Consider the following 26,197-nt stretch of genomic DNA (forward strand, 5'->3'; position numbering starts at 1 on the left):
CCTACGACCGTCCTTCGGTGAGAACTGCGAGCACGACCGGATCCGGGACGTTCCACACCGCCGTGGCGAGCGTCGCGACCCACACACCGTCCGAGGAGAAGACCACCCACGGACCTTGCCCGGCCGGGGCCGGGGCCAGGGGAACGTTCGGTGCCAAGCCTGCGCTCCGCAGCGACTCGACGGCGGACAACACACGTGCCGCCGCGGTGTCGAACCTCTCCCCCGTCCGAGCAACGACCTGTTGAACGAGTGGCGCGCGCGAGCCGAGCAACTCGTTCCACTCGGCCGCCGGCCGCTCGGTCGCCTGAGCGATGGCTCCGCCCACCGTGGACACCGCCGCGAGACCCATCGTCAGCCCCGCGCCATGAGCCGCCACGACCATCCGGTCACCGTCGATCTTCAAGCGCCCGTCCGGCCCGTGCCGCGGCTCCTCCCGGTGACCGAGTGCCCGTCCCACCGCTACCACCGCCCGGACCAGATGCTCCTCGCCGCCTTCCACGCCGTCCCGGTGGTGCGGCTCCACGGCAACCGCCACCTGGACACCGATCAGATCCTGGAGCGTCCGCTCCAGGTAGGGCCCGAGCAGTGGAATCCGCCAGGGGCCGCAGCCGTCTTTCTTCCGCACCGCCTGCAGGCGCAGGCCCTCCCACCGCTCCACGACCTGACCGAAGACGTTACGCACGGCGATGTCGTAGAGGTAGGTGTCGCCGTCGCGCTCTCGCTCGGCGGCGCTGTAGCGTAACTCGCCCGCTGCGGCCAACGCGGCACCACCGGAGTGGATCCGCTCGATCCCGGTGGGCAGCAACGTGGCGTCGGGCACACATATCTGATTGCCGTGCATGAGGGCGTCCCGCATGCCGGGGTCGCCGAGCAGCAGGTCGGCGGGGAGGAATCTGGCGAACCAGTCCGCCTCCTTCAGCACCGCCACGTCAGCGTCGACATGGCGGGCCGAGGCCCGGTGATAGCGGCGCAGCCGCTGGAAGCGCCGCCCCTGAAACAGCACGTCCCCGTACATCTCATCGGCCGGATCCAGGGGAACCGGCGGAAGCCCTTCACCGACCTGGACGGGGGGGCCATCCGGAACATCCTCGTCGGTGAACTTCAGCCGGGCCCGGAAGTGCTCCACCTCGAAGCCGGTCTCCGCACTACGTATGGCCGCCTCCACGGTGTCGTCGTCGGTGACGACGGCGGCGATCCGGATCGTGCCGCTGCCGTCGGGCGGTACGGTGATCGGCCGCATGAACTCGGCGTCCTCGATCACAGGTACGCTACCTCGGCCGATGGCCGCCGACGCCACCTGCGCCATGGCCTCCATGCCGAACACGGCGGGGAAGAGCAGGTTGCCGTCGAGGAGATGGTCGGCGAGGTACAGGTCGGTTCCGGCGTTCATCTCGACCTCGCTGACGAACTCGACCCCGTGGTAACGGATCAGCGGCTTGCCGACGAACCGCAGCAGTGGCAGCTCCGGCAGGTCGTAGCGGACGGTGTCGATGCCCTCGGTGCGCCCGCTGATCACGACGATGGCTGGCACGTCGGGGTCGGAGACCAACCGCCGCATGATCTGCACGCCCTGCTCCGGAGAGATCGGCGTGATGCCCCTGTGGGCCAGGCTGTCCACGACCGACAGCCGTTCTCCCATGCCGACATCGGACCAGACCGACCACTCCATGCAGATGGTGCGGCATCGCGGGTGCCGCTCGGCCACCTCGCGGGTGAGGTCGGCCAGCCATTCGTTGGCGGTGGCGTAGTGAGCCTCGCCCTGCAGTCCGGCCCGGCCGATGATGCTGCCGAAGGACACCAGCATACGCAGCCCGCCGGGTTCGACGGCGGCCAGCACGTTGCGCAGGCCGTCGACCTTGGTGGCGAACGTACGCCGGAACGCGGCCATGTCGAGGCTGGTCAGTCCCGCGGGCTCGTTGCGGCCGGCTCCGTGGAGCACCGCTGTGACGGGCCCCAGTACCATCCTTGCCTTGGCGACGGCGCGCCGTACCTGGTCGATGTCGGTAACGTCGGCCCGGATGTAGTGCACGGTCACCCCGGCATCCGCCATCCGCCGCAGGTTGTCGGCCAGTTCCTGGTCGTCGGCCGGGTCGGAACGGCCCAGCACGGCCAGCTTCGCGCCGCTGTCGACGGCGACGGCCAACGCGCACTCGGCGGTGATGCCCTTGCCGCCGCCGGTGACCAGCAAGACGTCGGTCCCGTCCAAGGGCTGCCGGGTGACGGCGGCGCGTACCGGCAGCGCTCTCATCGTCGGTACCCGCCGTACGCCGTCCGCGTCGTAGTACGCCTCGGAGTGGTCCGCGGTCGCCGCGACCTCGGCCACCGCCCAGCCGACCGCCTCCGGTTCCGGAGGTATGTGCACGATGGTGGTACGGAGGTGCGGGGCCTCCAACCGGAGCGTCTTGGCCAGGCCGGCCGCGCCTCGACCGTGTTGGGCCAGGACGAACCGGCTGCCCGCCGGAGCGTCGACGGCCGCCTTCGCACCCCGGAGCGCCTGCTCCAGATGTTCCACCGTGCAGTCCTGAGGCAGGCAGACCAGCACACCGGCACCGACCTTCTCCCGTTCGAGGGCCTGGCGCAGTGGTTCGGCGAGAGGGGTCTCCTCCGCCGCGTACACCTGCCACCGCCCGTTCTCCTCGGGCGTGGCCCGCGCGGGAAGCGGCAACTCGTCGAGGTCTACGGCGAACGGCCTGACCCAGGGGGCGGATCCCGCCGCCGGTGGCACAGCCGCGGCGCCGGCGGAGTCCGGGGCGGTCCCGGCAACCGCGTCGAGCGCCTCGGCCAGCTCGCGCAGGCTCGCGCCGGCCAGGTTCATCGGCGCCTGGGCCGCAGGAACGCCCAGTCGCTGGGCGGCATGGTCGATGATGTGCATCACCGTGACCGAGCTCAAGTGCAGCTCGTCCAGCAGCCTGCTGTCCTCGTGCACCATGTCGAGCGGTAGCTCGGCACGCTCGGCCGCCAGACGGCGTAGCAGATCGATGCTCGACTCTGCGGTTCGCTCCTCCGGTCGTACCGGGATGTCCTCGGGTGCTTTCTCCGCAACCCGTCGTACGGCTCCGCGGATCGCGACCTCCGGAGCCTGTTCGGCGGGGCTGGCGAAGAACGTGAACTCGGCCCCGACCTCCAGCGGCCGGACCAGTCGACCGTGAAAGAGCTCCTCGTGGAGGACGGGGGCACCGACGACGTAAGCGGCGCCCACCACCCGGAGCAGGCTGGTCAGTGACTCGTCGTCGGTGTCCAGTGCCACCGCGGGCACGTCCGTCACATCGGCGGCCAACCCGCTGAGCACCCGACCAGGGCCGACCTCGATGAGCAGATCGACCTCCTTGGCCGCGCGCTCCACCGCTTGCGCGAACAGCACGGAGTCGGTGATCTGCCGGCGCAGCAGGGCCCGGAGATCGGTGCCCGACGCCAGCACCTCACCGGTGACCGTGGATACGACCCGCCTGAGGAGAGGACCGAAGTCCTCTTCGGCGAGCCGCGCGCCGAAGGCCTCGGCCGCCGGCGCCACAAGCGGGGAGTGAAAGGCGTGGGACACCGGCAGGCGGGTCCACCGGACGCCCGCCTCCGCGGCTCTGCGCTCGACGGCCTCGACCGCGTCGAGCGGACCGGCGACAACGGTCTGAGCCGGCCCGTTGTACCCTGCGATCACCACGGGCAGGCCGCCCACCAGCTCGATCACCACGTCAGGTGTCGCACGAACGCCGGCCATGGCGCCGGTCTCGCTGTGTTCGGTCATGGTCTGGCCGCGCAGGAACGCCAGGCGCAGCAGGGTCTCCTCGCCGATCGCGCCGGCCCACCGCAGGGCCGAAAGCTCGCCCAGGCTGTGCCCCACCGCGATGTCGGCCTCCACCCCGAGGGTGGACAGCGTGCGCAGGCCGGCCAAGGAGCCGGTCACGATACGCGGCTGCGCGACCGCGGTGGCCACCATATCGCCGGTCGCGGGCAACGCGGCCCTGACATAGATCTCCTCGGCTTCGGCGAAGCGTCGGCGCAGCGCGCCGCCGCCGGTGCCATGGCCCGACCCCTGACCGGGGAAGAGGTAGCCGACACGGCCGGTCCCGGCCACGTGGCCGAGGAACGCCCGGCCGCTCGCGGCGAGCAGCCGTGGCTCGCCCGCGTCGTGCGCGTCCAGCACTTTCCTTAGCTGCCGTTCCGCGTCGTCGGGTGAGGAGACGACCACCGCGGCCCGGTGCGGCGAGTCCCGCAGCTCTCGCTGGAGCGTCGCCGCCAAGTCGGCGAGCTGGGCGTAGGACACTCTCGGCACGAAGTCGGCCAGCTCCGCGAGCCGGTCACGCAGCGCCTGCGGCGAAGCCGCGTCGACGAGAAGCAACTCGGCGTCCTGGAGTGATGAGGCCAGCGCCCTGGTGCGGGGGGAAAGCGCGCCGCGCCGCCGCAGGGCCGCGTTCTCCAGCACGATGTGGGTGTTGATACCGCCGAATCCCATGGCCGTGACGCCCGCGCGCACCGGGGCGCCGGCGGGCCAGGCCTCGGCCCTGCGCAGGACACGCAGCGACACCGGTTCCTCGGCCAGCACCGGATGGGGGTCGACACAGCCGATGGTGGGCGGCAGAACCTGCTCGTGCACCGCCATCGTGGCCTTGATCAGGCCGGCCACCCCTGCCGCGGCCTTGGTGTGTCCGATCATCGCCTTGACCGAGCTGATCGCCGCGGGTCTGGTGGGGGGACCGGCCGCGGCTCTGGCGCTCGCCAGTGCTTTGAGCTCGGTCGCGTCGCCAAGCGCCGTGCCGGTGCCGTGGCCCTCGAACAGCTCCACGGTCTCGATGGCGAAGCCCGCCCGGTCATAGGCGCGGCGCAGCGCCAGCTGGTAGCCGGCGGCCTCGGGCCGGGTCATGCCTCCCTTGCCGTCGGAGGAGATGCCCCAGCCGACGACGGTGGCGTAGATCCGCCGTCCGGCGTCGCGGGCGTCCGCCTCGCGCATCAGTACGACGATGCCGCAGCCCTCGCCGGGCCAGAAGCCGTTGGAGCCGCGATCGTAGAGCCGGAACTCGTTCTTGGCCAGGGCGCCGGTCTTGGCGAATCCAATGATCTCGAACGGGTCGATGGACAGGTCGACTCCACCGGCGATCGCGACATCGACCTCACCGTCCGCCAGTGCCCTCGCCGCCGTCGTCACCGAGAGCAGCGATGAGGAACACGCTCCGTCGACCGTGTAGCCGCCGCCGTTGAGATCGAAGTGGTTGCAGATACGGCCGGCGATCGTGTTGGACAGGCCACCGGCGAGGGTGTCCTCGTCGATGGGTGGGAACGGGCTCTTGTAGACGGTCTCGAGGTTGTCGAGAAACCCGGTCAGCCGATCGTCGCCCCAGCCCTCCTCCCTGAGCGCGGCGCCGACCGTGCGGCGCACGTACGGCCAGCGCAGGCGCAGGGTGTTGGCCCGGGTGAACTCGCCGGTGAGGGTGTTGCCCACGATCACCGCGGTGCGCTCGCGGGGAAGGCCCTCGGCCCGGGGAAAGCCCGCGTCGGACAATGCCTGCCCCGCCATATCGAGGGCGAGCCAGTGCGTGAGGTCGGTTGAGCGATAGGTGCTTCCAGCGACCTTGTGAGCGACCCTGTCGAACTCGTACCCGTCGATGACGGCGGCATTACGCGCGTAGAAACGGTCGGGAGCGGCCGGGTCGGCGTCCCAGTAGTCCTCCAGGCGCATACGTACGTCGGGCAGCCGGCGGAAGGCGCGGCGACCGGCGAGGGCGTTCTCCCACAGTTCCTGCGGGGAGGACGCGTCGGGGTAGCGGCATGCCATGCCGACGATCGCGATCCTGGTCATACCTTGACGACCTCTCCTGGGGGAGAGGCGAGTGCAGGGGGCACCCCGGTCTGGGCCTGGGCCGTTTCCTGCTCGCGGGCCTTGTCGACGACGTACAGGGCCCACAGGAACCCGCCGCGGATCAGACAGGCGGCGGCGGTGGAGAGGAACAGCCCGTACGGGATGTTCATTCCGGTGAGCAGGCCGTATATGGCGGCCGTACCGCCGCCGAAGGCGACCTGCGCGAGGGGCCTGGACGGGGTCGTTCCCGGATCGGTGATCATGTAGTTGGTGAAGAGGACGAAGACGATGCCGGTCATCATCGACAGGTTGCCGGAAATTGGGGTGTCGTCGATGATCAAACCTCGGATGATCCCCTGCAGCGCGAACCCGCCAACCCAGGCGCCGATCAGCCACATGCGGTTGGTGAGCTTGGAGTTGAGCATGGTGCCCAAGATGATGATGACGACGGGGATGATCCAGTCGATGGGGTTGGCGACGTTCTCACTGAAGTGGTACGGCGGCGAGATGCTGGCCCATGGGAAAACGATCAGGATCACCGTGATACCGAAGTTGGACGGGTTCATGAAGTGCCGCAGGCGGCCACGGACCGGCGCCCTGAGCACCCACTTCGCGCCGATCGCAACGACGACGCCGAACATCATGATCAGGATCTGGTCATTGACGTAGATCAGCATGTTCAGGGCGATGCTGGTGATATGCGCGGGATAGAGAAACTCCACGAGCCCGCGGAAGCCGTTGCCGAGGAACCTCGGCGCGCGCCCCTCGGTCCGGGCCGCGATGGCCTCCAGGACGATCTCCACAGAGTAACCGGTGGCCAGGGCCACGAACGGCCACGCGTAAGCCTGCTCGAATCCCCACCAGGCATATCCGAGGATGTTCAAGATCGTGATCGAGATCGCGAACCTGTGGAGAGCCTTGATGATCTTCGGGTCGCGATGGGGAGGGGTGTTCGTCTTCTCGGCCATGTCACTTCTCCTTCGCCTGCGAGCCGAGCTTGAGCGAATGCCAGCCCGGGGTGAGCTGGAGATCCTGCTCACGCACCTGGCCGGTCCGGTCGCGCCATGTCAGGTGCACCTTCAGCGGCCCGGTCACCTTCTGCCCGAGACCGATGTGCACCATGTGGCTGCGTTTGCCGGAGTGGCCGCTGCCACCGTCGACATGGCCGATGAACGTACGACCGTGTTGGGTGGTCACCTTCACCTGCGCGCCGACCACGGGCGACCCGGGAGCCGTGAGCGTGTCGGCCGCCGCGCTGTTCGCGTCCGTCGCACTCTCATGGGTCAGCCGGAGTCCGAGGAAGTCACCGGGAGCCGGGCTCTGGTTCTGGTAGAACACCGGCGGGCCGAACTGTCGGGCGACCGCGAAGTCGACCAGCCCGTCCCCGTTCGAGTCACCCGTGGCGATGCCACGGGTGGGGATCGGTACCGCCAGGCCGAGTTCTTCGGCCACGTTGGCGTACTGACCGTCCGCGCCCTTGGCGAAGAAGGCGAGCGTCTGGTTTCCGGCGAGATCCGCGCCCTCCCGGACGACCGGCCATGACGTGAGGTAGCGCAAGACACCGTCGTTGGCGGCCGCCAGTTCCTGCAACTGTGCCCAGCGGTTCACCCAGCCCTTGACGAACCCCGTGGCCTGAGTGATCGCCGGCTCGCCGCTGTTGTTGAAATCCTGGATCTTGACGTCCCAGCCCCAGCCCGACCAGGCGGTGCGCACCTGGGCACTCTGGTCCTCCCACGGGGCCACGCCCTCGCGCAGCCTAGCGCGCAGATCGGCCTGGTCCTTGGCCGTGGAGACGAACTGGAAGTTGCTCTCCTGGATGCCGTACGACGTGGTGATGTTACTGACGAAGAAGTCGTAGATGCCGTCATGGTTGAGGTCAGCGGTATCTGAACCCATCCCCTTGAACGAGTCATGTCCCAGCGTCTTGGACTTGGGGATCCAGGGCGTGCGCTCGCCTTCGACCAGTGAGAACCTGATGTTCCCCGGCGTGGACCTGTTGTGCAGCAGCCGGTCGGGGCCGAAGTCGTTGTTCAGGTACAGCTCGGGCAGCTGGTCGCCGTCGAGATCGAGGGAGGTCGCTCCGAGGCCCCATGCCCGCGAGATGTCCTCCGGCAGAACGTCGTCCAGTCTCTGGAAGGCCGGTGTGCCCTCCGCCGTCCCGGTCCAGCGGAAGAAGTAGTCCCGGCCGCCGTTGAAGGCCCGGGACATGGAGTCGCTCATCTCCACTTCTCCGCCGTTCGCGGTGTCGTCCAGAATCTTCGAGCCGTCGGCGAAGTAGTTTCCGATGAAGACATCGAGGTGGGAGTCACCGTCGAAGTCGGCGACGGTGGCCACGTTGGTGTTCCAGATGGGACCGGTGTACTCGCCGCTGCCGGAGCCCTGCACCAGCTCGGCGGGCTGGAACGCGTCGGCGGAGAGCACCGACGCGCCGGCCCGCTGTAGGTAAAGGATCGGCGAGCGGCCCCAGTAGTAGACCAGCAGGTCCTGGCGGCCGTCCTCGTTGAGGTCGGCGGGGACGCAGCCCATGGGCGCCATGGCCTTGTTCATGGGCAGGGCCCCGGGGGTCAACGCGAACGGCCCGTACCGGTCGGACCGCTCACCCGGTGTAGGTGTGATCACCACCTGGTCTATCCGGGTGTCGACGATGCAGAGATCGTTGTCGAAGCCGTCCCCGTCCAGGTCGTTCATCGCGACCGCGGCGCCGACGGAGGAGATCCAGGCGCTGATCCTCTCGTAGCCCCTGTTCACTTTGCGGATCGTCTGCTGGGGGAATCCGCCGGGCATCGCGACACTCAACGGCGTGAACGCGTACCTGCTCGCCAGGGCCGCTCTCTTGTCCGCGGACGCGAAGTGCGGATTACCCACCACGAACACGGTCGCCATCAGTCCGAGGGCGACGATTCCAGGTAGTTGCCGATACAGCCATTTGGCTTTCGTTGTCACGGGGTGACACCTCCAAGGGATGCGAACTGATCTGCAAGGCGCCGCCGCCATACCTCGTAGGCCGGTAGTTCACCTTGCACCGTCCCGTCGGGACGGGTGTCAAGGCTGATCCACGCGGCGTGTTCCGGCGTGGTGCCACAGAGGACCTGCGTCGCGACCTCGTTCTGCGGCGTCAGCAGGCCCGCTCTGACCCGGGCCTCGGCGGCGAAGGCGCTTCCCTGCGCCAGGTGAGAGCGATAGGTTCCCGCGCGGTCGCACAACCTCTGCAGTTCCTCCGCAGAGGCGCCGCCCGCATACGTGGCGGCGAGCCCGACGCCGCTCCACAGATCGGGGTTACGCCGCTCCGGGAACTTGTCGATCATCGAGGTGACCCGATCGGCGTCGGCCCCGCCGATGAACCACATCGCCCGCCCGATGCCCTGATCGATGGCCCGGCCGGCATAGGACCGGGGGCCGCTGGCAGGCCATGGGAAACCGGGATCCTGATACTGCTCGTCGATGTATCGCCGGGTGTGGAAATAGGCCTGATGGAAGCCGAAGCCGTCGTGTACGAGCCACAGCAGCAGTGGGTCGAGGCCGGTGCTCTTGGGCCAGCGGAACCGCGGCAGTCGCGCCATCGCCCAGCCGATACCGATGTAGATCATGTACACGTGGTTCCGCCCCCGTCCGGCGAGGAGGTCGTCGACCTTGCTCCCGCTCCCGAACGGCAATCCGTCGAGGACGGCACAGCCCATCCCCGCACCCTCGTAGGCGAATCCGCGGAACCGCCGGGGGACCTCCTCCAGGCGCCCCTCCGCCTCGGTGACGGAACGCGCCTCCATGGCGTGCGCATAGCCTTGGAGGAACGTTTCGCCGATCGTCTCCAGCAGTTCCCGGGACTCGGGACTCTTCACGTGGAAACCGCGGGTTTCCATCTTCGTCTCCGAGACGCCGGGCGTCAGAATATGACGCCGCAACGACCGTAGAGCCTTTTTCAATTTCCTTTCCCCCAAAACCCTTCGGTGAGTTCGCTTATCAATCGAATCCAACTTCGGAGCTAATTAAAGAATGCTCGCCCGGCGCCCTCGGCTCACGTTTTCAACAGGAGCCGGCATCAAGCGGAAACGGGGTCGCCGGAGGCCGGGAAGCGCGCCCGCACCCTTTGCCTCCAAAGCTCGTATTGCGGAACGGGGCCGGAGCCGTGAGGGCTCACCTCGGTGTCGTCGGCGAGAGTGACGGCGTCCTGGAGGGACAGGTCCGCCAGGACGCTCACGGCCATCTCGGTATGCGTCGGGATGAAGCCCGCGTAACTGCGGGCCTTGGCCGCGAAGACCGCGCCCTGAGCCAGTTCCGGCCGGTGTGCGCCGGCCTCCCGGCGCAACACGGAGAGCGCCTCGGCCCCGCAGCCCCCGGCGAATGTCGCGGCCAGCCCCACGCCACTCCACAGATCGGCCTGCCGGTGGCTTGCGAAACGCCGCACGGAGGCGGTGACATCCGGCACCTGGCCGCCGTGGATGAACCACAGCGCCCGGCCGACGCCCTGGTCGGCCGCACGTGCGAAGTAGCCGGGTGAGTTTTCCCACGGATACGGCGAGGGAACGTACTGCCCATCCACCCAGCGCCCGGTGTCGAAGTAGGCGCGGTCGAAGCCGTAGCCGTCGACCGCCAGCCAGCTCATCGTCGGGTAGTACGCCGACCCGGTCAGGTCGGGCATGACCTTCTTCCACAGTGGCCTGGGCAGCCGTGCCATGGCGAAACCGATACCGATGTAGGTGAGGAAGATGTGCGGCTGTCCTGGGCCGAGCAGCAGGTCCCGGACACGATGACCACGACCGCCGCTCATGGCGTCGAGGATGGTGAGGGCCATCGTCGCACCTTCGTAGGCGAACCCCTGCAGTTCGGGTTCCACCATGCTCAACCGTCGCTCGACCTCCCATTGACCTCGGGCGTCGATTCCCCATTCGAACCCGCAGACGACTGCCTGGGGGATGGCCTCCAGCCGCTGCGTGGCGTCCGTCTGTGTCACAGGGAAACCTCGCCCGGCGAAAGTCACATCGGCTAGGGGCGGAGCCAGCAGAAGCCTGCGCAAGGAGCCAGATAAAGTCGACATCATGCCTTCTGAATTCGCCTTCGGACCCGATCGGATAATGGTCGTATGTGAAGTCCCCTATGGCGTTTTGGGGCTGCGTTTCTCTGTCGGTGTTTTCCGGCCGGATACGTTCGTGATCGAGGCCGGACCATGGGGAGGTTCACATCGGATTCAAGGGTGAAGTCATCAGGGGCGTCTGGTCGACGAAACCGGTCGGCTGGACGGTCGTGCGCGGGAAGCCGGCGAGATCGCCGAGCAGGACGACCGGCCCGCGCCCGCGCGGGAGATGGCCGTCGATGAACACCAGGGTGACTCACCACCGGGCACCTCTCCTCGGACTTGGGCAGTGACGCCGTCCCGTGCCATGTACCTCTCCTCGGAGATGGGGATCTCATGCGGTGGCGTTTCATCACCTGAACCGTGCGGCACACCACGCTCCTCCTAGGGTGAGGCTCCGGCCGAAGCGACGCTTTTCTCAAAATGCGCTATCGGCTCGGCGGGCCCGGGCGCCGGTGCGCCGGGCCGCACGGCCAGGCATGGCTCGGAAGGTCCTGCCCGGGGGAAGAGTCGGCCACATGAGAGCGCGCTCGACCGGCCTGCCGCTCGGTGGAGTCAGCACGTCCAGAGATGCCGGAGCCCGTCCGGGTGCTGACACTTGGGCGGACACGATGCCATCGCGTGAGGCACGTCGTCCTGCCCCCTACGACGAGGAGGTCACACATGGCCAACCGGACAACTCCGAGGCAGAATGCCATCGTCCAACCGTCGGCGCTCAACGGCCGATATCACAGGATGGCGCTAGGCGTCTTCCTCGTGATCGTGCTGGCCCACTGGGCGGAGCACCTCGCCCAGGCGGTCCAGATCTATTTCCTCGACTGGCCCCTGCCCGAAGCCCGCGGCGTGCTTGGGGTGCCCTTCCCATGGCTGGTGCAGTCGGAATGGATGCACTACGGCTACGCGCTGATAATGCTCGTCGGGTTCCTGCTGCTTCGCAAGGGTTTCACCGGGCGCTCCCGCACCTGGTGGAACGTCGCCCTGGGTATTCAGGCCTGGCACCACCTGGAGCACTTCTTGCTGCTGGCGCAGGTACTGACCGGTAACAACCTGCTGGGCAAGCCGGTGCCCACCAGCATCATCCAGCTCCTGATCCCCAGGGTGGAGCTTCACCTGTTCTACAACGCCATCGTGTTCGCACCCATGGTGGTGGCCATGCTCCTGCACCGGCGTCCCCGTGAATCCGAACGTGCCCGGATGTACTGCGGCTGCGCACTCGCTCCCGCGCGGTGACGACGACGGGCCGACCGGCCGGGCACGGGCACTCGCCGATCTTTACTATGGCGCTGACCCTCATCGGGGCCTTTCTTCTGTACATCGCCGTGCCGAACATCGGTCCAGTCGTGCGTGCGGCCCGTGCGGACGGGACTCCCGGTGTGTTCACCGCGGAGCGTCTCTACTGCGTCCAGCATCCCGGGCACGAGAGTTGCAGTTGGATCGGGAGGTTCCGGTCCGACGACGGTGTGGTGCGTCGGATCGGCGTGACGCTCCACGGCAGCAGTCGCGACTCGCACTACACCGGCAGGGAGACCCAGGCCGTCGACGTCGGGCGGATGAACCGGGTCTACGGCCCGGAAGGCTCGTCGGAATGGGTGTTCACGGTGTTGATGCTCGTCGCTGGGACGGCGATTCTGGCCTATCCGCACGCCCGCTTGTTGCGCCGGCCGATTGCGGGGCCACCGGCTCCAGAGCCGATGGCCTGATCGGCGTTTCGCGACGAGGGAGAGGGGAGGGGGCGGTCGGGGCCGCCTCGCCCGCCCCCGGAGGTTCCCCGTCTCCCGCCCCGCTGTACTCACCGGGCCTGGCCCGGCCCGGTCAGGCGCACCTCTGTGCCCTGCTCCTGGCCGGGCCGGTCGGAGAAGAAGCCGACGGTCATCTCCAACGTCGGCGTGTTCCTCACCGTGTACAGGCGTCAGTGGATCCGGTCGAGGAGTGCGGCCAGTTCGTCCGGCGCGGTGAACATGGGCCAGTGACCGGTGTCGATGGTATGGAAAGTCCAGGTCGGGGCGGTCCGCAGAGCCGCGATATCAGGCGTCAGCTGATCGTCGACATGGTCCTTGGCACAGACCACGTAGGTGGCGCGCTGCTCGGCGAGGGGTCGCTGCAGAACGGCCGGCTCAGTGATCGTGCGACCGGGATGGCCGACGCAGCGGTCGGCCAGCCACTGCGCCTGGTACGGGGTGAGGTCGGTGTCCTCGGAGAGGAGGTCGGCGTCGGGGGCGGGCCAGCAGCCGTGGTTGTCGGCGATGAGGGCGTTCTCATCAGGCTGCTGATCAGGGGGGAACGCCTGGAGCATCGACCGGCCGTGGCGGGGAAGGACCGCCTCGACGTAGACCGTATGAGCGACGCGGTCGGAGGCGCGGTCGGCGACCTGACCGGCGACGATGCCGGAGTAGCTGTGGCTGACCAGGACGACGTCGCATAGGTCTGCGGTGACGAGTACGGCCAGAACATGGTCGACATGGCTGCTCAGGCCGATGTGGGAGACGTCGCCGCAGAGCCTGTCCAGGCCTGGCAGGGTCAGAGGGCGAGCCTGGTGGCCCAGGGCGCGCAGGCGGGTGGCGACCGGTTCCCAGGCCCATGCCCCCATCCAGGGGCCGGGGAGTAAGACGAAGATGGTCATGGGGTCTCTCCTTTCTCGGTGGATAGGACGCGAGGCAGGCGGTGCGGTGCCATGGGCCACGATCGGAACGAATGGCGAGTCGGCCGTTGCCTGATCGCGGATCTCCTGAGCTTGATCTAACTCGAAGATCAGACCTTAGCCGGGCAGATGGCGGCGAATCTCAGCCGATGATCGGGAGATGAGGCTGCGAGTGTGAGGAGTGGTCAAGGGTGACCTCCTTACCGGTGAGCCGTTCAAGCTCTTGGGCGGAGATCATCCCGACACCGACGATCTCGTCCAGACGCTCGGCCGCCGCGGCGAACGGGGTGATCGGCTCTTCGGCCCGGGTGGTCGCGGCCGAACCAGAAAACAGGAGGCGGGAGGGTAGGGTCGGTGGTATGACCTGGCGACATTGATCCTGAACGATAGGTCGGTCTGGCGCGTGCTGCCGCGGACCTCCGGAGATGCCGAGCATCCCGAGTCCGTACAGTCCCCGCGAGAAGGACCTCATGACCACTTCTTCTCTTCGCGCGCCCGGCGGGCGCGCGAAGCGCTTGGCCGCGACGCTCTACGCCTACACCTTTCTTGATGAGTTCGTCCTGCTCTACCCGTTCTATACGCTGCTCTTCGTCGACACGGGCCTGTCGACCGCCGAAATCTCCTCGCTCCTGGTGGTCTGGTCACTGACCTCCGTCGTTATGGAGGTCCCGTCAGGAGTGTGGGCAGATGCCGTCTCGCGGCGTGGGCTACTCGCCCTCGCGCCGCTACTGGCCGCCGTCGGCTTCGGCCTGTGGGTCGCCGCCCCCTCCTACTGGGTGTTCGCCGCGGGCTTCGGCCTGTGGGGCGCCTCGGGAGCGCTGCAGTCGGGCGCGCTGGAGGCGCTGGTCTACACCGAACTCGACCATCTGGATGCCACCGGTCGCTACGCCGCGGTCATGGGCCGCGCCCGCGCGATCGGCACGGGCGCCGTCATGACGTCCATGGCCGTGGCCGCCCCGGTGTTCGCCCTGGGCGGCTACCCGCTGGTCGCCGTGGGCAGCGTCCTGGCGTGCGTGCTCGCCACGGCCGTCGCACTGACCTTTCCCGAACATCGCCTACGCGGGCAGCGGGAGGAGACCTCGCCGGGCGGCTACGTCGCGACCCTGCGCGCCGGGCTGCGGGAGGCGCGCGCCGACCGGTCGACGCGCCGGGCGCTGCTGCTGGTGCCGGCGGTGACGGCACTGTGGGGATCGCTGGAGGAGTACGTCCCGCTGCTCGCGGTCGGTGCCGGGGTCGCCACGCAGGTCGTGCCACTCGTGGTGCTTCTGGTCTCCGCGGGGATCGCGGCCGGCGGCGTGCTCGCGGCGACCGGGCGGCGCTTCACCGACAGGGAGTTCGCGGCCCTTCTCGCGTTCGGAGCGCTGGCGCTCGGCGCGGGTGCGGCCAGCGGGGTCGCGGTGGGGTTCGTCGCGGTCGCGGCGGCCTTCTGCGCCTTCCAGATGGCGGGGGTACTGGCCGACGTGCGGCTGCAGGAGAGCATCACGGGTCCGGCCCGTGCCACCGTGACCTCGCTGGCCGGGCTGGGCACCGAGTTGGGGGCCATCCTCGTCTACGGCGGCTACGCCGCGGCCTCGGCGCTGACCGATCACGCCACGATCTTCACCGTCTCCGCGGTGCCGTACGCCGTCCTGGCCCTGGTGCTGTTCCTCGGCGGGTCCCGTTCACGGAGAGCGGTCCGTGAACCCGGGTGATCCGAGCCGGGCCCATCACGCTCTGTCCCGGACCGTGATGGGCCCGGCCTGGCTCAGCGGCCCGTGAACCGGGGCAGGCCGAGTTCGGCGAAGACCGGGCGGTGGTCGGTGTCCGGCAGGGGGTGGACGCCGAAGCTGTTGACCGCCATGCGCGAGTCGGCGAGCACATGGTCGATCGTCACACCGGGCAGGGGCTCCCAGCCCTGCTGCGGCCAGGTGGGGATCAGGCCGTTCCCGGTGACGTCGGCCGCGTCGCGGTAGCCGCTGCCGAGCAGGTCGCGTACCAGCCCGTGGTCGAGGGTGGCGTTGAAGTCGCCGGCCAGTACCCGCAGCTGCCCGCCCGGCCTGGGCAGTGCCCGCAGCCCCTCGTCCCAGCACCAGACCTTGTAGTCGTACCTGGGCGCGCAGGGGTGGACCGAGACGACCTCGATCTCGTGGCCGCTCGGATGCCTGATCACCCCCCGTGCCTGCCGGAACCTGCCCAGCGCGATCAGGGGTTTCTCGGTGATGGGATGCCTGGAGTAGATGCCGGAGCCGTGTACCCCGTCGACCGCGCGATCCACCACATGGGGCATGCGCTTGCGCAGGCCGGCCGCCTCCAGGCGCTCGCGTGCGGCGGGGGTGAGCTCCTGGAGGGCCAGCACGTCCGGATCGAGGGAGCGCACGAGATCCATCAGGGCGTCGGTGTCTCCCGCGCCGACGGCCAGGTTCGCGGCGAGCACCCGGAGCCGCTCGTCCGAGGCGGGCTGGTCGCCGTCGGCGAAGTAGCGGGGGAGCACGGCCGTCGCCAGCACCGCGCTGGTGACCAGGGCGAGGGCCGCGGCCGCCCAGCGGCGCAGCCCCAGGGCCAGGAGCAGCGGGATCACCGAGGCCACCGCCGCGTACGGGGTGAAGGCCACCAGGGGGACCCACTGCCACAGCGGGGTCCACCCGCCGGTCCTGAGCACCGCCCACACCGCGAACGGCAGCACCATCGGCCAGACCAGCAGCAGGCCCACCCATCTCGATCTGATCATGAACCGGGAGCGTAACGGTCTTCTGTGCAGATTCGGTGGAGATTGGCAGCTTTTATCCGCGCAAGTCGGTGGCTTCAGGTGAGGTGGTACGCCTGGGCGATTTAGCCGGATTTCCGGGATGAAACTGATCTTGTGGACTTATCTCATTTGAGTCAATATCTGGTCGAGAAATTTGAAAATCCCCATAACGCCGCGGACACGCTTCCTCACCCCCTCGGAGGCCGCCTTGCGTTTCCCCGCCCCTCTCGCCGTCATGACCACCCTGGTCGCGTCCATGACCGCGGTGATCAAACGACAACAACTGCGAGCAGGGCGCGACCGTCGGGCAGCTGCGCGACTCCTCCCGCGGCCAGCCGCTCAACTACTGCCTGGACAACATCAAGGCGTGGCACGACGCCAACCCCGATCACGAGCTTCTCGTCATCAAGCTGGAGGCGAAGGGCCGCTGACATGCCCACGCGTACCGGGAACCGCGGCCGCTCACCGGCCCTGGGCGCGCACGAACGCGCGAACTCGAGGAGAAGCTCAGGCTTCCTGAAAGCGGCGGCTGTACGCCACGCGCGAAAGACAGGTTCGTCTGAGGTGGGTGAACCGGTTGGAAACGGTGCCGGGGGAAGGCCGGAGCCCGTCGAGCGCGATCCGCGGTGGCCGCTCGCCCTTCCTCGCGACCGGTACAACGACCGATCATGTCCGAGGACTCGGCCGACCCCATTCTGTCGGGATTTCTCAGAGGATGGGGTCAGGCGTATCCCGGCTACGTCAACCGGAGGGGGGCGAGTTCGGAGTGGTCACCGGCGCGACGCAGGCCGGGGCACTCGGGACGGTCGGCGATCGACCGGTCTTACAGCAGGTCCCACGTCACCGGCTGCGCCATCGCCTCGGGGTACTTCTTCTCCACATAGCGCAGGTACTCCTGGATGTGCGCTTCCATCGCGGCCATGGACGAGTCACCGTCATGAGCGCTGAGCGCCTCGAAGATGCGTGTGTGCGCTTTGAGCACGGCGGAACGGCGGTGCAGAGGATAGTTCACCCCCAGCGCGGTGCCGTCGATTATGCCCAGCAGCGCGTCGATGAGAAAACCGAAGAGCGCGTTGCCCGACGACCACGCGATGATGTCGTGGAACGCCTTGTTGGTGTCGAGAAATATCTCGCGATCATTGAGATTCTCCCGCATCCCGTCGACCGACTCGGCCAAACGTTGCAACTGCTCGCCCGTCATCCGCTCGGCCGCGAGTCGGGTCATCATCGGTTCGAGACCCACTCGCGCCTCGACCACGGAACGGAACGGCGCATTCTCGAACTGCAGCAGTAGCACGAGGGCGGTGGCGAGGTTGGACGCGTCGGGCTTTTCCAGCGTGGGGCCGCCCCCCGGCCCCGGCTTGAGGGAGATGACCCCCTGCAACTCCAAGAAACGCAACGACTCGCGTAGCGTGCCCCGGCCCACCTGGTAATCCTCCAGCATGAGCCGTTCGGACGGTAGTCGGTCACCAACGGAGTATCCGTTGCGCCGTACGTCGTCGATGATCCGTCGGGCGATCAGCACCGCGGTCTTCTGCGGGCGTGTCCTTGAACTGTTGTTCATCGCGTCTCCGGAGAGCTAATCGAAGATGAAATGGTGCACCCACATCTGATGCTAATTATCGTATGCATCAATCTCGCCACACGATATCGATCAGGAAGTGATCAAGGATAGTACTGGCTTCCTGCCCGTTGGCATGTGATTCCCGGTGACCGCCGCGCCCCTTCACGGACGCCCCGCGACCGGCGCACCGTATCGACGCATTCCTACCGGTACGCGAACACGCCTTGCCCGCCGTCCGCTCGGCGAGGCGAGCCGGTTGCTCAGAGCCGCTCCCGGCCGCCTCCGGTGCGGGCCCAATGACGGTGATCACCGATTCCCAGCTTCACGGCTTTGACCTCTATCCCACACGATCGCCCCTGCGGGAGTTCCATGAGAAAGGGCCGGGATGACCATCCCGGCCCTTTCTCATGGAACACAAGGTTAGCGCGCCCACGGCGAATCGACGCCGAGGACCCGCGCGATCGTCCCGCCCAGCACCGACTTGCTCTCGTCGTCGGTGAGTCCGAGCGCCTCGATGGCGGCGATCTCCGCCCCGGGGTCGGTCATCGGCCAGTCGGAGCCGAACACGATCCGCTCCGCGCCGTGGTTCCGGATGAGCCGGCGTACCCGGTCCGGTCGCAGGGTCGCGAGGCTCGGCGGCCAGGATGTCTCCAGCACGACGTCCGCGCCGGAGAGCATCTCCTCGGCATCGTCGAGGATCTTGTAACCGCCGAAGTGACAGGCCATCAGCCGCAGATCCGGGAACTGCCTGGCGATGTCCGCGATCATCTTCGGGCTCGACAGACTGTTGGTGCGCGCGTCGCCGCCCTCGCCGACATGGGTGATCACGGCGATGTCGCCGCCGAAGGCCTCGAGGATCAGCCAGAGCCGTTTGTCGTCGAGCGCGAAGTTCTGGAACAGCGGGTGCAGCTTCACCGCCTTCACACCATGCCGCTGCAGGCTCGCCATGTTCTCCTCGACCGGCAGGTCCACATGCACCGTGCCGAAGCCGATGCGCTTCTCCGACATCAGCCCGGCCACGAACGCGTTGACCTTGTCCACGTGCCGGGCCTCGTTGGCGATCCCGAGGCAGCAGCTGATGTCCACGCCGGTCGACTCCATCTGGCGGGTCAAGCCGCCGACCGTTCCGTCACCGCGGGGCTCAAGACCCGGGACCCGGTTGCTTCCCAGCGCGATCCCGGCGATCTTGTCGGGCCAGACGTGCGTATGAGCGTCAATGATCATGGGGATACCCTCACAACTTGCCGGACTCGCCGCCGTCGACCACGAAGATCGCACCTGTGGTGAACGAGGAGAGGGGCGAAACGAGCAGACAGGCGAGGGGGACGAGTTCGGAGGGGTCCGCCATCCGGCCCGCGGGAATCTTCGCGACCCGCCGCCGGAGCAGTTCGGGGGACTCGAGCACGGCCTTCTGGGCGTCGGTCTGGAACGCGCCGGGAGCGATCGCGTTGACCCGCACGTTCTTCGAGGCCCACTCGGCGGCAAGCGCCTCGGTCATCCGGATCATCGCGCCCTTCGAGGTGGAGTAGCCGACCAGGTACGGCTTGCCGCGCACACCCGTCGTCGAGGCCACGTTGAGAATCCGGCCGTCACCTTGCGCGATCATGTGCCGGCCGGCGGCCTGGGCGAGCAGCATCGGCGCGATGACGTTGACCGTCATCGTGTCCTTCCAGATCTGCGGGTCCTGGTCCACGAACTTCCCGGCGGGCGCGACCCCGGCGTTGTTGATCAGCCCGTCGATCCGGCCGTGCCGCGCGATGACCTCGTCGACGAGGCCGACGACGGAAGCCTCGTCGCGCATGTCCGCCTCGATGATCGAGATGCGGCCCTCACCCCTGGCCGCCAGGTCGCTGAGGCTGTCCTTGGAGCGGGCGGCGGCCACGACGTATGCGCCCTCGGCCGCGAGCTGGATGGAGATCGCCGCTCCGAGCCCCCGGCTGGCACCGGTGACGAGGACGACGCTGTCACGCAGTCCGAGGTCCATCAGGAGACTCCCTTCGACAACCGGCGCGCGAGCGAGTCGAGCAGCACCTCGGTGGCACCCTCGTAGACCCGCAGCGGACGGGCGTTGCGATACAGACGTTCGATCTTCGAACCACGCACCAGGCCGAACCGGCCCATGATCTGCACTGAGCGGTCGACCACGCGGCCGGCCGCCTCGGTGGCGCTGACCTTCGCGATCGACGAGTAGTCGAGGTGGGCGAGCGGGTCGGACTGGGCCAGTGCCGCCGCCCGATAGGTGATCGCCCGGGCCGACTCCACCTCGGTCCAGGACAGGGCCACGCTCTGCGAGACGGCACCAAGGTCGATCAGCGGCCGGCCGAACTGCTGCCGCGTCTTCGCGTGCCGCAGCGCCTCGTCGAGTGCGGCCTGGGCGAGGCCCACCGCGGAACCCGCAACCGTCACCCGGAAGACCGCGAGGGTCTGCAGCATGAGAGAGAACGCCTTGCCCGGTACGCCGAGCCGGTTGCCCTCGGGCACCACGACGTCGTCGAAGTCGAGCTCACCGAGGATGTGAGGCGCGATCAGGTCGTCGCCCCGCGTGATCGTCAGGCCGGGTGTGTCAGCGGGAACGAGGACCATCGAGTAGCCCTCGTCCTCCTTTCCGAGCACGCAGTAGAAGTCGGCGGCGCCGCCGTTGGTGATGAACGACTTCCGCCCGTGCACGCGCACTCCGCCGGGAACGGCCTGGATCGTCGTGGTCACCCCCCGCAGGTCCGAGCCGACGTCCGGCTCGGTCAGCGCCAGACCGGCAATCGCGTCGAGCCGGGCCACCTGGGGCAGCCACCGGCTCTTGAGCTCGTCGGAGCCTCCTACGGCGAGCGAGTAGCTGCCCACCCCCTGCATGCCGAACAGCGAGTCCAGGTGAGCCGAGCTGTACATCAGCGCCTCACGGACGACCACGATCGACAGCGGGTCGAGGACCTCGGTCTCGCCGCCGTACGCCGCCGGCACCACCTGCCGGGCGAGGCCGCTTTCACGCAGTGCCCGCAGGACACCCGGGTGCACCTCGACACACTCATCGGCCTCGTTCGCGAACTCGTCGACCTGAGCCGCGACAGCACGCGCGATCTCCTGGATCTTCCGATGACGCGGGCTCAGATCGAACATCTGCCCATCTTCCACGATGCTGTCTCTCCTGTTGAGGTCTCGGCGGAGTACGGCTGGGCTCAGCGACGCTGGTCGAACCTGCGACCGAGCAGTTCGGTGACGATGCGGATGCGCTGCATGGTCGGCGTACCGCCGGCGATGGCCCAGCCGTGGGCGTCACGGTGCAGGCGCTCGATACCGTACTCCTCCGTGTAACCGTTGCCGCCGTGCAGCTGCATGGCCAGGTCGGTGACCCGCTTGGCCATCTCGTTGGCGGTGCACTTGGCGAGCGACACCTGCAGCGGGTCGGGCAGGCCGGTGTCGGCGCCGGCTGCCGCGCGCTGAAGGAGCAACCGGGCGGCCTCGACCTGGAGCACCATGTCAGCGAGGATCACCTGGACGCTCTGGAACTCGATCAGAGGCTTGCCGAACTGCTCGCGCTCCTCGACATATCGCATCGTACGGTTCAGCGCCTCCTGGCCGATCGCCAGGCTCATGGTGGAGTTGCCGAGCCGCTCGATCGAGAAGACACCAAAAAGCTTGCCGAAGTCACCGGCGGGAACGACGACGTTCTCCTTGGGCACCTGCACGTTGTCGAAGATGACATCGGCGGAGGGGATGCCACGGAAACCCATGAGGCGTTCCGGAGCGCCGAAGCTGAGGCCCGGCATGCCCTTCTCGACGAGGACCGCGCCAATGCCCTTGGAGCCGGGGGCGTCGCTGAGCCGGCAGTACACCAGGTACTGGTCGGCCTCGCCGCCGTTGGAGATCCACCGCTTGCCGCCGTTGATGACGTAGCCGCCGTTCATCGGCTTCGCGGTGGTACGCATGTCCGTCGCGGCGGAGCCCGCGTCAGGCTCGGAGATCGCCACGGCCATGGTCCTGTCACCGGAGATGATGGCGGGCAGCCATCGCTCGCGCTGCTCCTCGGTGGCGAGGTGGTTGATCACCTGTGCGGGGCCGGTGTTAGCCTCGAAGATCTGGAACGCGGCCGGACGGCATACCTTGCCGAACTCTTCGATCACGGCCAGGGCCTGCGAGAGCGGAGCTCCCGAGCCTCCGAACCGCTCCGGGTGGGCGATGCCGAGGAAACCGAGGTCGCCCAGCCGCTTGCGCTGTTCCAGTGAGATCGGCGTCCGATCCACGTCGAGCTGTTCCGCCATGGGGGCGTACACCTCTGCGGCAACACGCGCGGCCAGCGCACGGATCTCCTGATGCTCATCGACACTGGCAGACATGGCATCCGTTCTTTCGAATGTAATCATTATTCTAGATTCCTCGCGTGTGGCCGTCAACGGTCGCGGAGGAGGGGGTGGTGACCGGGCGGCCACCATGGACACTATGATGAATATCATGATAAACAATACCCATGGGAGTTGCGCAAGTTCTTGCTGATGTTGTGATCGTCGACGCGGTCCGGACCGCAAGTGGCCGCGGCCGTAGCGGAGGTGCTCTTGCGGACGTCCATCCGGTCGACCTCCTGGCCCAGACCCTGACCGGCCTGCTGGCCCGCAATGACCTGGACCCGGGCATCGTGGACGATGTGCTGATCGGTTGCGTGTCGCAGGTGGGTGAGCAGTCCGCCACCCCCGGCAGGATGGCCTGGCTGGGCGCGGGTCTCCCGCCACACGTGCCCGCCGCCACGATCGACCGCAAGTGCGGATCGGGTCAGCAGGCCGTGCACTTCGCGGCCCAGGCGATCAGGGCGGGCTCGTACGACATCGCGATCGCCGGCGGCATCGAGTCCATGAGCCGCGTCGTCATGGGTTCCGCGCGCATGGACGCCGACCCGTACGGCACGCAGGTCGCGGAGCGCTTCGCGCCCGGACTCGTCTCCCAGGGCGTGGCGGCGGAACTCGTCGCGGCGAAATGGAAGCTCGACCGTACCGCCCTCGACGAGTACTCCGTACGGTCACACCGGCTCGCCGGCGCGGCACAGGACGCCGGGTGGTTCGATCGCGAGATCCTCGCCATCCAGACCCCGAACGGCGTCGTGGACCGAGACGAGACGATCCGCCCCGGCAGCACCGTTGAGAAGCTCGCGACCCTGAAGGCGGTCTTCGAACGCGACGACCTGTCCCGGCGCTTCCCGGAGATCGGCTGGAGCATCACGGCCGGCAACTCCTCACAGATCACCGACGGCGCCGGCGCACTGCTGGTGATGAGTCGCGAGAAGTGTGACGAACTCGGCTTCACCCCGCGTGCGCGCGTCCATTCCATGGCCGTGTGCGGTGACGACCCCCTGCTGATGCTGACCGCTCCGATCCCGGCGACGCACCGGATCCTCGAGCGCTCCGGACTCACGCTCGACGAGATCGACCACATCGAGATCAACGAGGCCTTCGCACCGGTTCCGCTCGCCTGGCTCGCTGAGTTCGACGTCGATCCGGCCAAGGTCAACCCCAGGGGCGGAGCGATCGCGCTCGGTCATCCGCTCGGCGCCTCCGGAGCCCGGATCATGACGTCGATGCTGCACGCGCTTGAGGACAACGGGCAGCGCTACGGTCTTCAGCTCATGTGCGAGGCAGGTGGTATGGCCAACGCCACGATCATCGAGCGCCTGTAGCCATTACCCCATCACCATTTCCGAACAGGAGATTCATCGTGGATGTCAACGGAGCCTCGGTCGTCGTCACCGGTGGCGCCTCCGGCCTGGGAGCCGCCACGGCCGCCCGGCTCGCCCAACGGGGTGCCCACGTGGTCATCCTCGACCTGCCGGAGTCGCAGGGGAAGACAGTGGCGGAGGACCTCAACGGCCGCTTCGCGCCCGCTGACGTGACCGACCCCGACGGGGTGAACGCCGCACTCGATCTCGCCGAGGCCGTGGCTCCGCTGCGGGCGGTCGTCCACTGCGCAGGGCGTGGCGGTGCGGTCCGTCTGGTCGACCGGGACGGCAACCCCGGGTCACTGGAGACATACGAGAACGTCGTCCGGATCAACCTGATCGGCACGTTCAACGTGCTGCGGCTCGCCGCGACCCGGATGGCGAAGAACGACCCGGTCGACGAGGAGCGGGGTGTCTGTGTGCTCACGGCGTCGGTCGCGGCGTACGAGGGCCAGATCGGCCAGATCCCCTACGCCTCCGCCAAGGCCGGGGTGGTCGGCATGACGCTGGTGGCCGCGCGCGACCTGGCCTCGAAGCTGATCCGGGTGACCACGATCGCTCCGGGGCTCTTCGACACCCCGATCCTGGCCCGGCTCCCCGAAGGGGTGCGTGATTCCCTCGGCAAGTCGGTCCCGCATCCCAGCCGCCTGGGCCTCCCAGACGAGTACGCCTCGCTGGCGCTGCAGATCATCGAGAACAAGATGCTCAACGGCGAGACCATCCGCCTCGACGGCGCCATGCGCATGGCTCCCCGCTGACCAGGGGACCCATGACGGACACCAACGCCGTCGTCGACGGCATCGGACCCCGGGGGCGCGAGCCCGCCCACCGGCGCGCGACCGCCGGCCTCAGCGGGGTCATCGGCTCCCGTGGCGCGGACCGGGTCAAGAAGAAGGTCGAGGAAGAGAAAGCATGAGTGAGACAGCCGCGAGCACCGAATCCCCCGAGCTCCTCGTCGAGGAACGCGGCCGGGTCCTGGTGCTCACCATGAACCGCCCCGAGGTCAGGAACGCCATGTCGATGGCGATGGCCCACCAGATCGCCGACGCCCTTGAGATGCTCGACGAGCGTCCCGACCTCAGCGTCGCGGTCATCACCGGAGCTGGAGGCACGTTCTGCGCGGGCATGGACCTGAAGGGTTTCGCCCGTGGGGAGCGGCCGGTCGTCGAGGGCCGCGGTTTCGCCGGGCTGGTGCGGCGCCCCCCGAACAAGCCGCTGATCGCGGCGGTCGAGGGCTACGCGCTGGCGGGCGGCTTCGAGATCGTGCTCTCCTGCGACCTCGTCGTCGCCTCCAGCGAGGCCAAGTTCGGGCTTCCCGAGGTCAAACGCGGGCTCACCGCCGCGGCCGGCGGACTCCTCCGCCTTCAGCACCGCGTTCCCTACCATCTGGCCATGGAGCTTGTCCTCACCGGGCGTATGTGGCCGGCTCCCGATGCCGCTGAGGTCCATCTGGTCAACCGTCTGGCGGAGCCGGGCGGCGCGCTGCGGGCCGCGCTCGAGCTTGCCGAGGAGATCGCCGCGAACGCGCCGCTGGCGCTCGCGGCCTCCAAGCGGGTCCTGGTGAATTCCACGGACTGGCCGCTCGACGAGAAGTTCGACCGCCAGGAGGAGTACGTCAACCCGATCCGCGAGTCCGCCGACGCCAAGGAGGGGGCCTTGGCCTTCGTGGAGAAGCGCGCTCCTCGCTGGACGGGTCGCTGAACGCGCGGCAGTGAGGCGGCCGGGTTGGCTGAGACCTGCCGACTCCGGTGACCAAGCCCCTTGCCCGTTCATCCCGGCGCTCCTGCGCCCGGCATCGCGCCGGGTCACCCGGTCAGCATGATGATTGTAATTATTAATATTTAAGCCGGCCGATGCCGGCGAGTGGAGAGGGAAGGGCCTCAATGTCTGACGAACGATCTCTGGCGGCGCGTCTTGCGAAGCTCGAGGACCGGAACGCCATCCAGGAACTCGGCGTTCTGTACGGCTACGCGATGGACGAGCGCGACGAGGCGATGATCCGCAGGATCTTCTGCGAGGACGCCACACTCCGTTCCCAGGACGGAGTGTTCGCCGCCACCGGCATGGAGGAGATCGTCACCACCTATCTGGGGCGGTTTGCTGTCCTAGGCCCGACAAATCACTTCACTCACGGCCATGTGATCCGATTTGATGAGTCCGACCCGGACGTCGCCTACGGTCTGCTCGCGTCACACGCCGAGGTGGCTCGGAACGGGGTCACCATGCTCGTGGCTCTGCGCTACAAGGACGTCTACCGCCGAGTCGACGGTGCCTGGCGGTTCGCGGCCCGTCTCATGTCCTACATGTACTACCTGCCGGTTACCGAGTATGCCGAGGGCCTGGGGGACAGGAACAGCGTCCGGGCCTACGGCGATCACCGTCCGGCGGACTGGCCGGAGTCCCTGTACTCCGACGGCGCCAAGAACGACTGGCTCTGGGACTTCCTCGACTGAGGGTCCGACGCCCCTCGGCGGTCAACCCCGATACGGAACTCCACCCTGGCCACGAGCACGGCGACGCCCGGCCTGGCCGGACTGCTCGTTGCCGTGGCTGCGAACGCCGACTCGGCCGGGACGGAGTGAGTTCCACTCCCGGGGGTGACCGCCAGAGGTTGTGGATGCCTGGTCCTGGTGCCGCCACCGAGCTGATCCCCGGTCGTGTTCACACCCCCATTATGAACCCTTGCGCAATCGCTTGTTCACCGAAACGCGCCAGCTCA

Annotated in this window: 22 protein-coding genes; 8 read left to right on the forward strand and 14 right to left on the reverse strand. The window is 68.1% G+C overall.

The genetic code is table 11. The annotated features are described in order from the left end of the window. Position 1 precedes the first annotated feature (1 nt). From ABZU75_RS26240 to ABZU75_RS26265, 6 genes are all read right to left on the reverse strand, one after another. Positions 2–5,788: a type I polyketide synthase gene (locus ABZU75_RS26240; RefSeq protein WP_355559331.1), complete on the reverse strand. Its 5,787-nt coding sequence runs from the start codon at positions 5,786–5,788 to the stop codon at positions 2–4. Then, positions 5,785–6,756 (reverse strand): enediyne biosynthesis protein, encoded by a 972-nt coding sequence (locus ABZU75_RS26245; RefSeq protein ID WP_355559334.1) that lies wholly within the window; start codon positions 6,754–6,756, stop codon positions 5,785–5,787. Before ABZU75_RS26245 ends, ABZU75_RS26240 begins: the two co-directional genes overlap by 4 nt. Position 6,757: 1 nt before the next feature. Beyond that, positions 6,758–8,731: a CRTAC1 family protein gene (locus ABZU75_RS26250; RefSeq protein WP_355559337.1), complete on the reverse strand. Its 1,974-nt coding sequence runs from the start codon at positions 8,729–8,731 to the stop codon at positions 6,758–6,760. Next, positions 8,728–9,723 (reverse strand): DUF1702 family protein, encoded by a 996-nt coding sequence (locus ABZU75_RS26255; protein ID WP_355559340.1) that lies wholly within the window; start codon positions 9,721–9,723, stop codon positions 8,728–8,730. The genes ABZU75_RS26250 and ABZU75_RS26255 overlap by 4 nt, the downstream gene beginning before the upstream one ends. Before the next feature lie 101 nt (positions 9,724–9,824). Further along, on the reverse strand, positions 9,825–10,823 hold the full coding sequence (locus ABZU75_RS26260; protein ID WP_355559343.1) for a DUF1702 family protein: 999 nt from the start codon (positions 10,821–10,823) through the stop codon (positions 9,825–9,827). Between the two features lie 136 nt (positions 10,824–10,959). After that, complete coding sequence (locus ABZU75_RS26265) at positions 10,960–11,103, reverse strand: hypothetical protein (RefSeq protein WP_355559345.1); 144 nt, start codon at positions 11,101–11,103, stop codon at positions 10,960–10,962. A 416-nt stretch (positions 11,104–11,519) separates the two neighbouring features. Between ABZU75_RS26265 and ABZU75_RS26270 the strand changes: the two genes are divergently transcribed. Beyond that, positions 11,520–12,086, forward strand: coding sequence for a hypothetical protein (locus tag ABZU75_RS26270; RefSeq protein ID WP_355559348.1), 567 nt, complete (start codon positions 11,520–11,522; stop codon positions 12,084–12,086). Positions 12,087–12,133: 47 nt separating this feature from the next. Beyond that, on the forward strand, positions 12,134–12,556 hold the full coding sequence (locus tag ABZU75_RS26275) for a hypothetical protein (protein ID WP_355559351.1): 423 nt from the start codon (positions 12,134–12,136) through the stop codon (positions 12,554–12,556). Positions 12,557–12,765: 209 nt separating this feature from the next. On the opposite strand, the gene ABZU75_RS26280 is transcribed toward ABZU75_RS26275, so the two are convergent. Further along, positions 12,766–13,476 carry an alpha/beta hydrolase gene (locus tag ABZU75_RS26280; protein ID WP_355559353.1) on the reverse strand — a complete coding sequence of 237 codons (711 nt, stop codon included), beginning with the start codon at positions 13,474–13,476 and terminating at the stop codon, positions 12,766–12,768. A gap of 160 nt (positions 13,477–13,636) precedes the next feature. Beyond that, on the reverse strand, positions 13,637–13,930 hold the full coding sequence (locus ABZU75_RS26285; protein ID WP_355559356.1) for a hypothetical protein: 294 nt from the start codon (positions 13,928–13,930) through the stop codon (positions 13,637–13,639). Positions 13,931–13,964: 34 nt separating this feature from the next. Between ABZU75_RS26285 and ABZU75_RS26290 the strand changes: the two genes are divergently transcribed. Then, on the forward strand, positions 13,965–15,185 hold the full coding sequence (locus ABZU75_RS26290) for an MFS transporter (RefSeq protein ID WP_355559359.1): 1,221 nt from the start codon (positions 13,965–13,967) through the stop codon (positions 15,183–15,185). A 53-nt stretch (positions 15,186–15,238) separates the two neighbouring features. Here ABZU75_RS26290 and ABZU75_RS26295 read toward each other — a convergent pair whose 3' ends face one another. The 6 genes from ABZU75_RS26295 to ABZU75_RS26320 form a co-directional block, all read right to left on the reverse strand. Beyond that, the gene (locus ABZU75_RS26295) at positions 15,239–16,201 is read right to left on the reverse strand and encodes an endonuclease/exonuclease/phosphatase family protein (protein WP_355559361.1); all 963 of its coding nucleotides are present in this window, start codon (positions 16,199–16,201) and stop codon (positions 15,239–15,241) included. A gap of 841 nt (positions 16,202–17,042) precedes the next feature. Continuing rightward, positions 17,043–17,744, reverse strand: a complete 702-nt coding sequence (locus ABZU75_RS26300) for an FCD domain-containing protein (protein ID WP_355559364.1) — start codon at positions 17,742–17,744, stop codon at positions 17,043–17,045. Positions 17,745–18,203: 459 nt separating this feature from the next. Next, positions 18,204–19,007, reverse strand: coding sequence for an amidohydrolase family protein (locus ABZU75_RS26305; RefSeq protein WP_355559366.1), 804 nt, complete (start codon positions 19,005–19,007; stop codon positions 18,204–18,206). A gap of 10 nt (positions 19,008–19,017) precedes the next feature. Continuing rightward, complete coding sequence (locus tag ABZU75_RS26310; RefSeq protein ID WP_355559369.1) at positions 19,018–19,767, reverse strand: SDR family oxidoreductase; 750 nt, start codon at positions 19,765–19,767, stop codon at positions 19,018–19,020. After that, positions 19,767–20,894 (reverse strand): acyl-CoA dehydrogenase, encoded by a 1,128-nt coding sequence (locus tag ABZU75_RS26315; protein ID WP_355559372.1) that lies wholly within the window; start codon positions 20,892–20,894, stop codon positions 19,767–19,769. The genes ABZU75_RS26310 and ABZU75_RS26315 overlap by 1 nt, the downstream gene beginning before the upstream one ends. A 59-nt stretch (positions 20,895–20,953) precedes the next feature. Beyond that, entirely contained in the window at positions 20,954–22,111 is a 1,158-nt protein-coding gene (locus ABZU75_RS26320; RefSeq protein ID WP_355559375.1) for an acyl-CoA dehydrogenase family protein, read from the reverse strand. A 131-nt stretch (positions 22,112–22,242) separates the two neighbouring features. Between ABZU75_RS26320 and ABZU75_RS26325 the strand changes: the two genes are divergently transcribed. The 5 genes from ABZU75_RS26325 to ABZU75_RS26345 all read left to right on the forward strand — a co-directional run bounded on the left by ABZU75_RS26325 (position 22,243) and on the right by ABZU75_RS26345 (position 25,931). Further along, positions 22,243–23,439, forward strand: coding sequence for a thiolase family protein (locus tag ABZU75_RS26325; RefSeq protein ID WP_355559378.1), 1,197 nt, complete (start codon positions 22,243–22,245; stop codon positions 23,437–23,439). 38 nt (positions 23,440–23,477) lie between these two features. Then, positions 23,478–24,236: an SDR family NAD(P)-dependent oxidoreductase gene (locus ABZU75_RS26330; protein WP_355559381.1), complete on the forward strand. Its 759-nt coding sequence runs from the start codon at positions 23,478–23,480 to the stop codon at positions 24,234–24,236. Positions 24,237–24,247: 11 nt separating this feature from the next. Then, positions 24,248–24,394 carry a hypothetical protein gene (locus tag ABZU75_RS26335; protein ID WP_355559384.1) on the forward strand — a complete coding sequence of 49 codons (147 nt, stop codon included), beginning with the start codon at positions 24,248–24,250 and terminating at the stop codon, positions 24,392–24,394. Further along, positions 24,391–25,179: a crotonase/enoyl-CoA hydratase family protein gene (locus ABZU75_RS26340; RefSeq protein ID WP_355559387.1), complete on the forward strand. Its 789-nt coding sequence runs from the start codon at positions 24,391–24,393 to the stop codon at positions 25,177–25,179. The genes ABZU75_RS26335 and ABZU75_RS26340 overlap by 4 nt, the downstream gene beginning before the upstream one ends. Before the next feature lie 182 nt (positions 25,180–25,361). Then, positions 25,362–25,931: a nuclear transport factor 2 family protein gene (locus ABZU75_RS26345; RefSeq protein ID WP_355559390.1), complete on the forward strand. Its 570-nt coding sequence runs from the start codon at positions 25,362–25,364 to the stop codon at positions 25,929–25,931. Positions 25,932–26,197: the final 266 nt, after the last annotated feature.

It is taken from the genome of Streptosporangium sp. NPDC005286, assembly GCF_040607515.1.
Classification (GTDB): Bacteria; Actinomycetota; Actinomycetes; order Streptosporangiales; family Streptosporangiaceae; genus Streptosporangium.

Excerpts from the sequence above, each read along its gene's own strand:
- ABZU75_RS26315 (WP_355559372.1), bottom strand. The coding sequence starts at position 20,894 with ATGTTCGATCTGAGCCCGCGTCATCGGAAGATCCAGGAGATCGCGCGT.
- ABZU75_RS26310 (WP_355559369.1), bottom strand. The coding sequence starts at position 19,767 with ATGGACCTCGGACTGCGTGACAGCGTCGTCCTCGTCACCGGTGCCAGC.
- ABZU75_RS26320 (WP_355559375.1), bottom strand. The coding sequence starts at position 22,111 with ATGTCTGCCAGTGTCGATGAGCATCAGGAGATCCGTGCGCTGGCCGCG.
- ABZU75_RS26325 (WP_355559378.1), top strand. The coding sequence starts at position 22,243 with ATGGGAGTTGCGCAAGTTCTTGCTGATGTTGTGATCGTCGACGCGGTC.
- ABZU75_RS26295 (WP_355559361.1), bottom strand. The coding sequence starts at position 16,201 with ATGATCAGATCGAGATGGGTGGGCCTGCTGCTGGTCTGGCCGATGGTG.
- ABZU75_RS26245 (WP_355559334.1), bottom strand. The coding sequence starts at position 6,756 with ATGGCCGAGAAGACGAACACCCCTCCCCATCGCGACCCGAAGATCATC.
- ABZU75_RS26305 (WP_355559366.1), bottom strand. The coding sequence starts at position 19,007 with ATGATCATTGACGCTCATACGCACGTCTGGCCCGACAAGATCGCCGGG.
- ABZU75_RS26335 (WP_355559384.1), top strand. The coding sequence starts at position 24,248 with ATGACGGACACCAACGCCGTCGTCGACGGCATCGGACCCCGGGGGCGC.
- ABZU75_RS26270 (WP_355559348.1), top strand. The coding sequence starts at position 11,520 with ATGGCCAACCGGACAACTCCGAGGCAGAATGCCATCGTCCAACCGTCG.
- ABZU75_RS26340 (WP_355559387.1), top strand. The coding sequence starts at position 24,391 with ATGAGTGAGACAGCCGCGAGCACCGAATCCCCCGAGCTCCTCGTCGAG.
- ABZU75_RS26345 (WP_355559390.1), top strand. The coding sequence starts at position 25,362 with ATGTCTGACGAACGATCTCTGGCGGCGCGTCTTGCGAAGCTCGAGGAC.
- ABZU75_RS26275 (WP_355559351.1), top strand. The coding sequence starts at position 12,134 with ATGGCGCTGACCCTCATCGGGGCCTTTCTTCTGTACATCGCCGTGCCG.
- ABZU75_RS26290 (WP_355559359.1), top strand. The coding sequence starts at position 13,965 with ATGACCACTTCTTCTCTTCGCGCGCCCGGCGGGCGCGCGAAGCGCTTG.
- ABZU75_RS26240 (WP_355559331.1), bottom strand. The coding sequence starts at position 5,788 with ATGACCAGGATCGCGATCGTCGGCATGGCATGCCGCTACCCCGACGCG.
- ABZU75_RS26280 (WP_355559353.1), bottom strand. The coding sequence starts at position 13,476 with ATGACCATCTTCGTCTTACTCCCCGGCCCCTGGATGGGGGCATGGGCC.
- ABZU75_RS26260 (WP_355559343.1), bottom strand. The coding sequence starts at position 10,823 with ATGATGTCGACTTTATCTGGCTCCTTGCGCAGGCTTCTGCTGGCTCCG.
- ABZU75_RS26285 (WP_355559356.1), bottom strand. The coding sequence starts at position 13,930 with ATGCTCGGCATCTCCGGAGGTCCGCGGCAGCACGCGCCAGACCGACCT.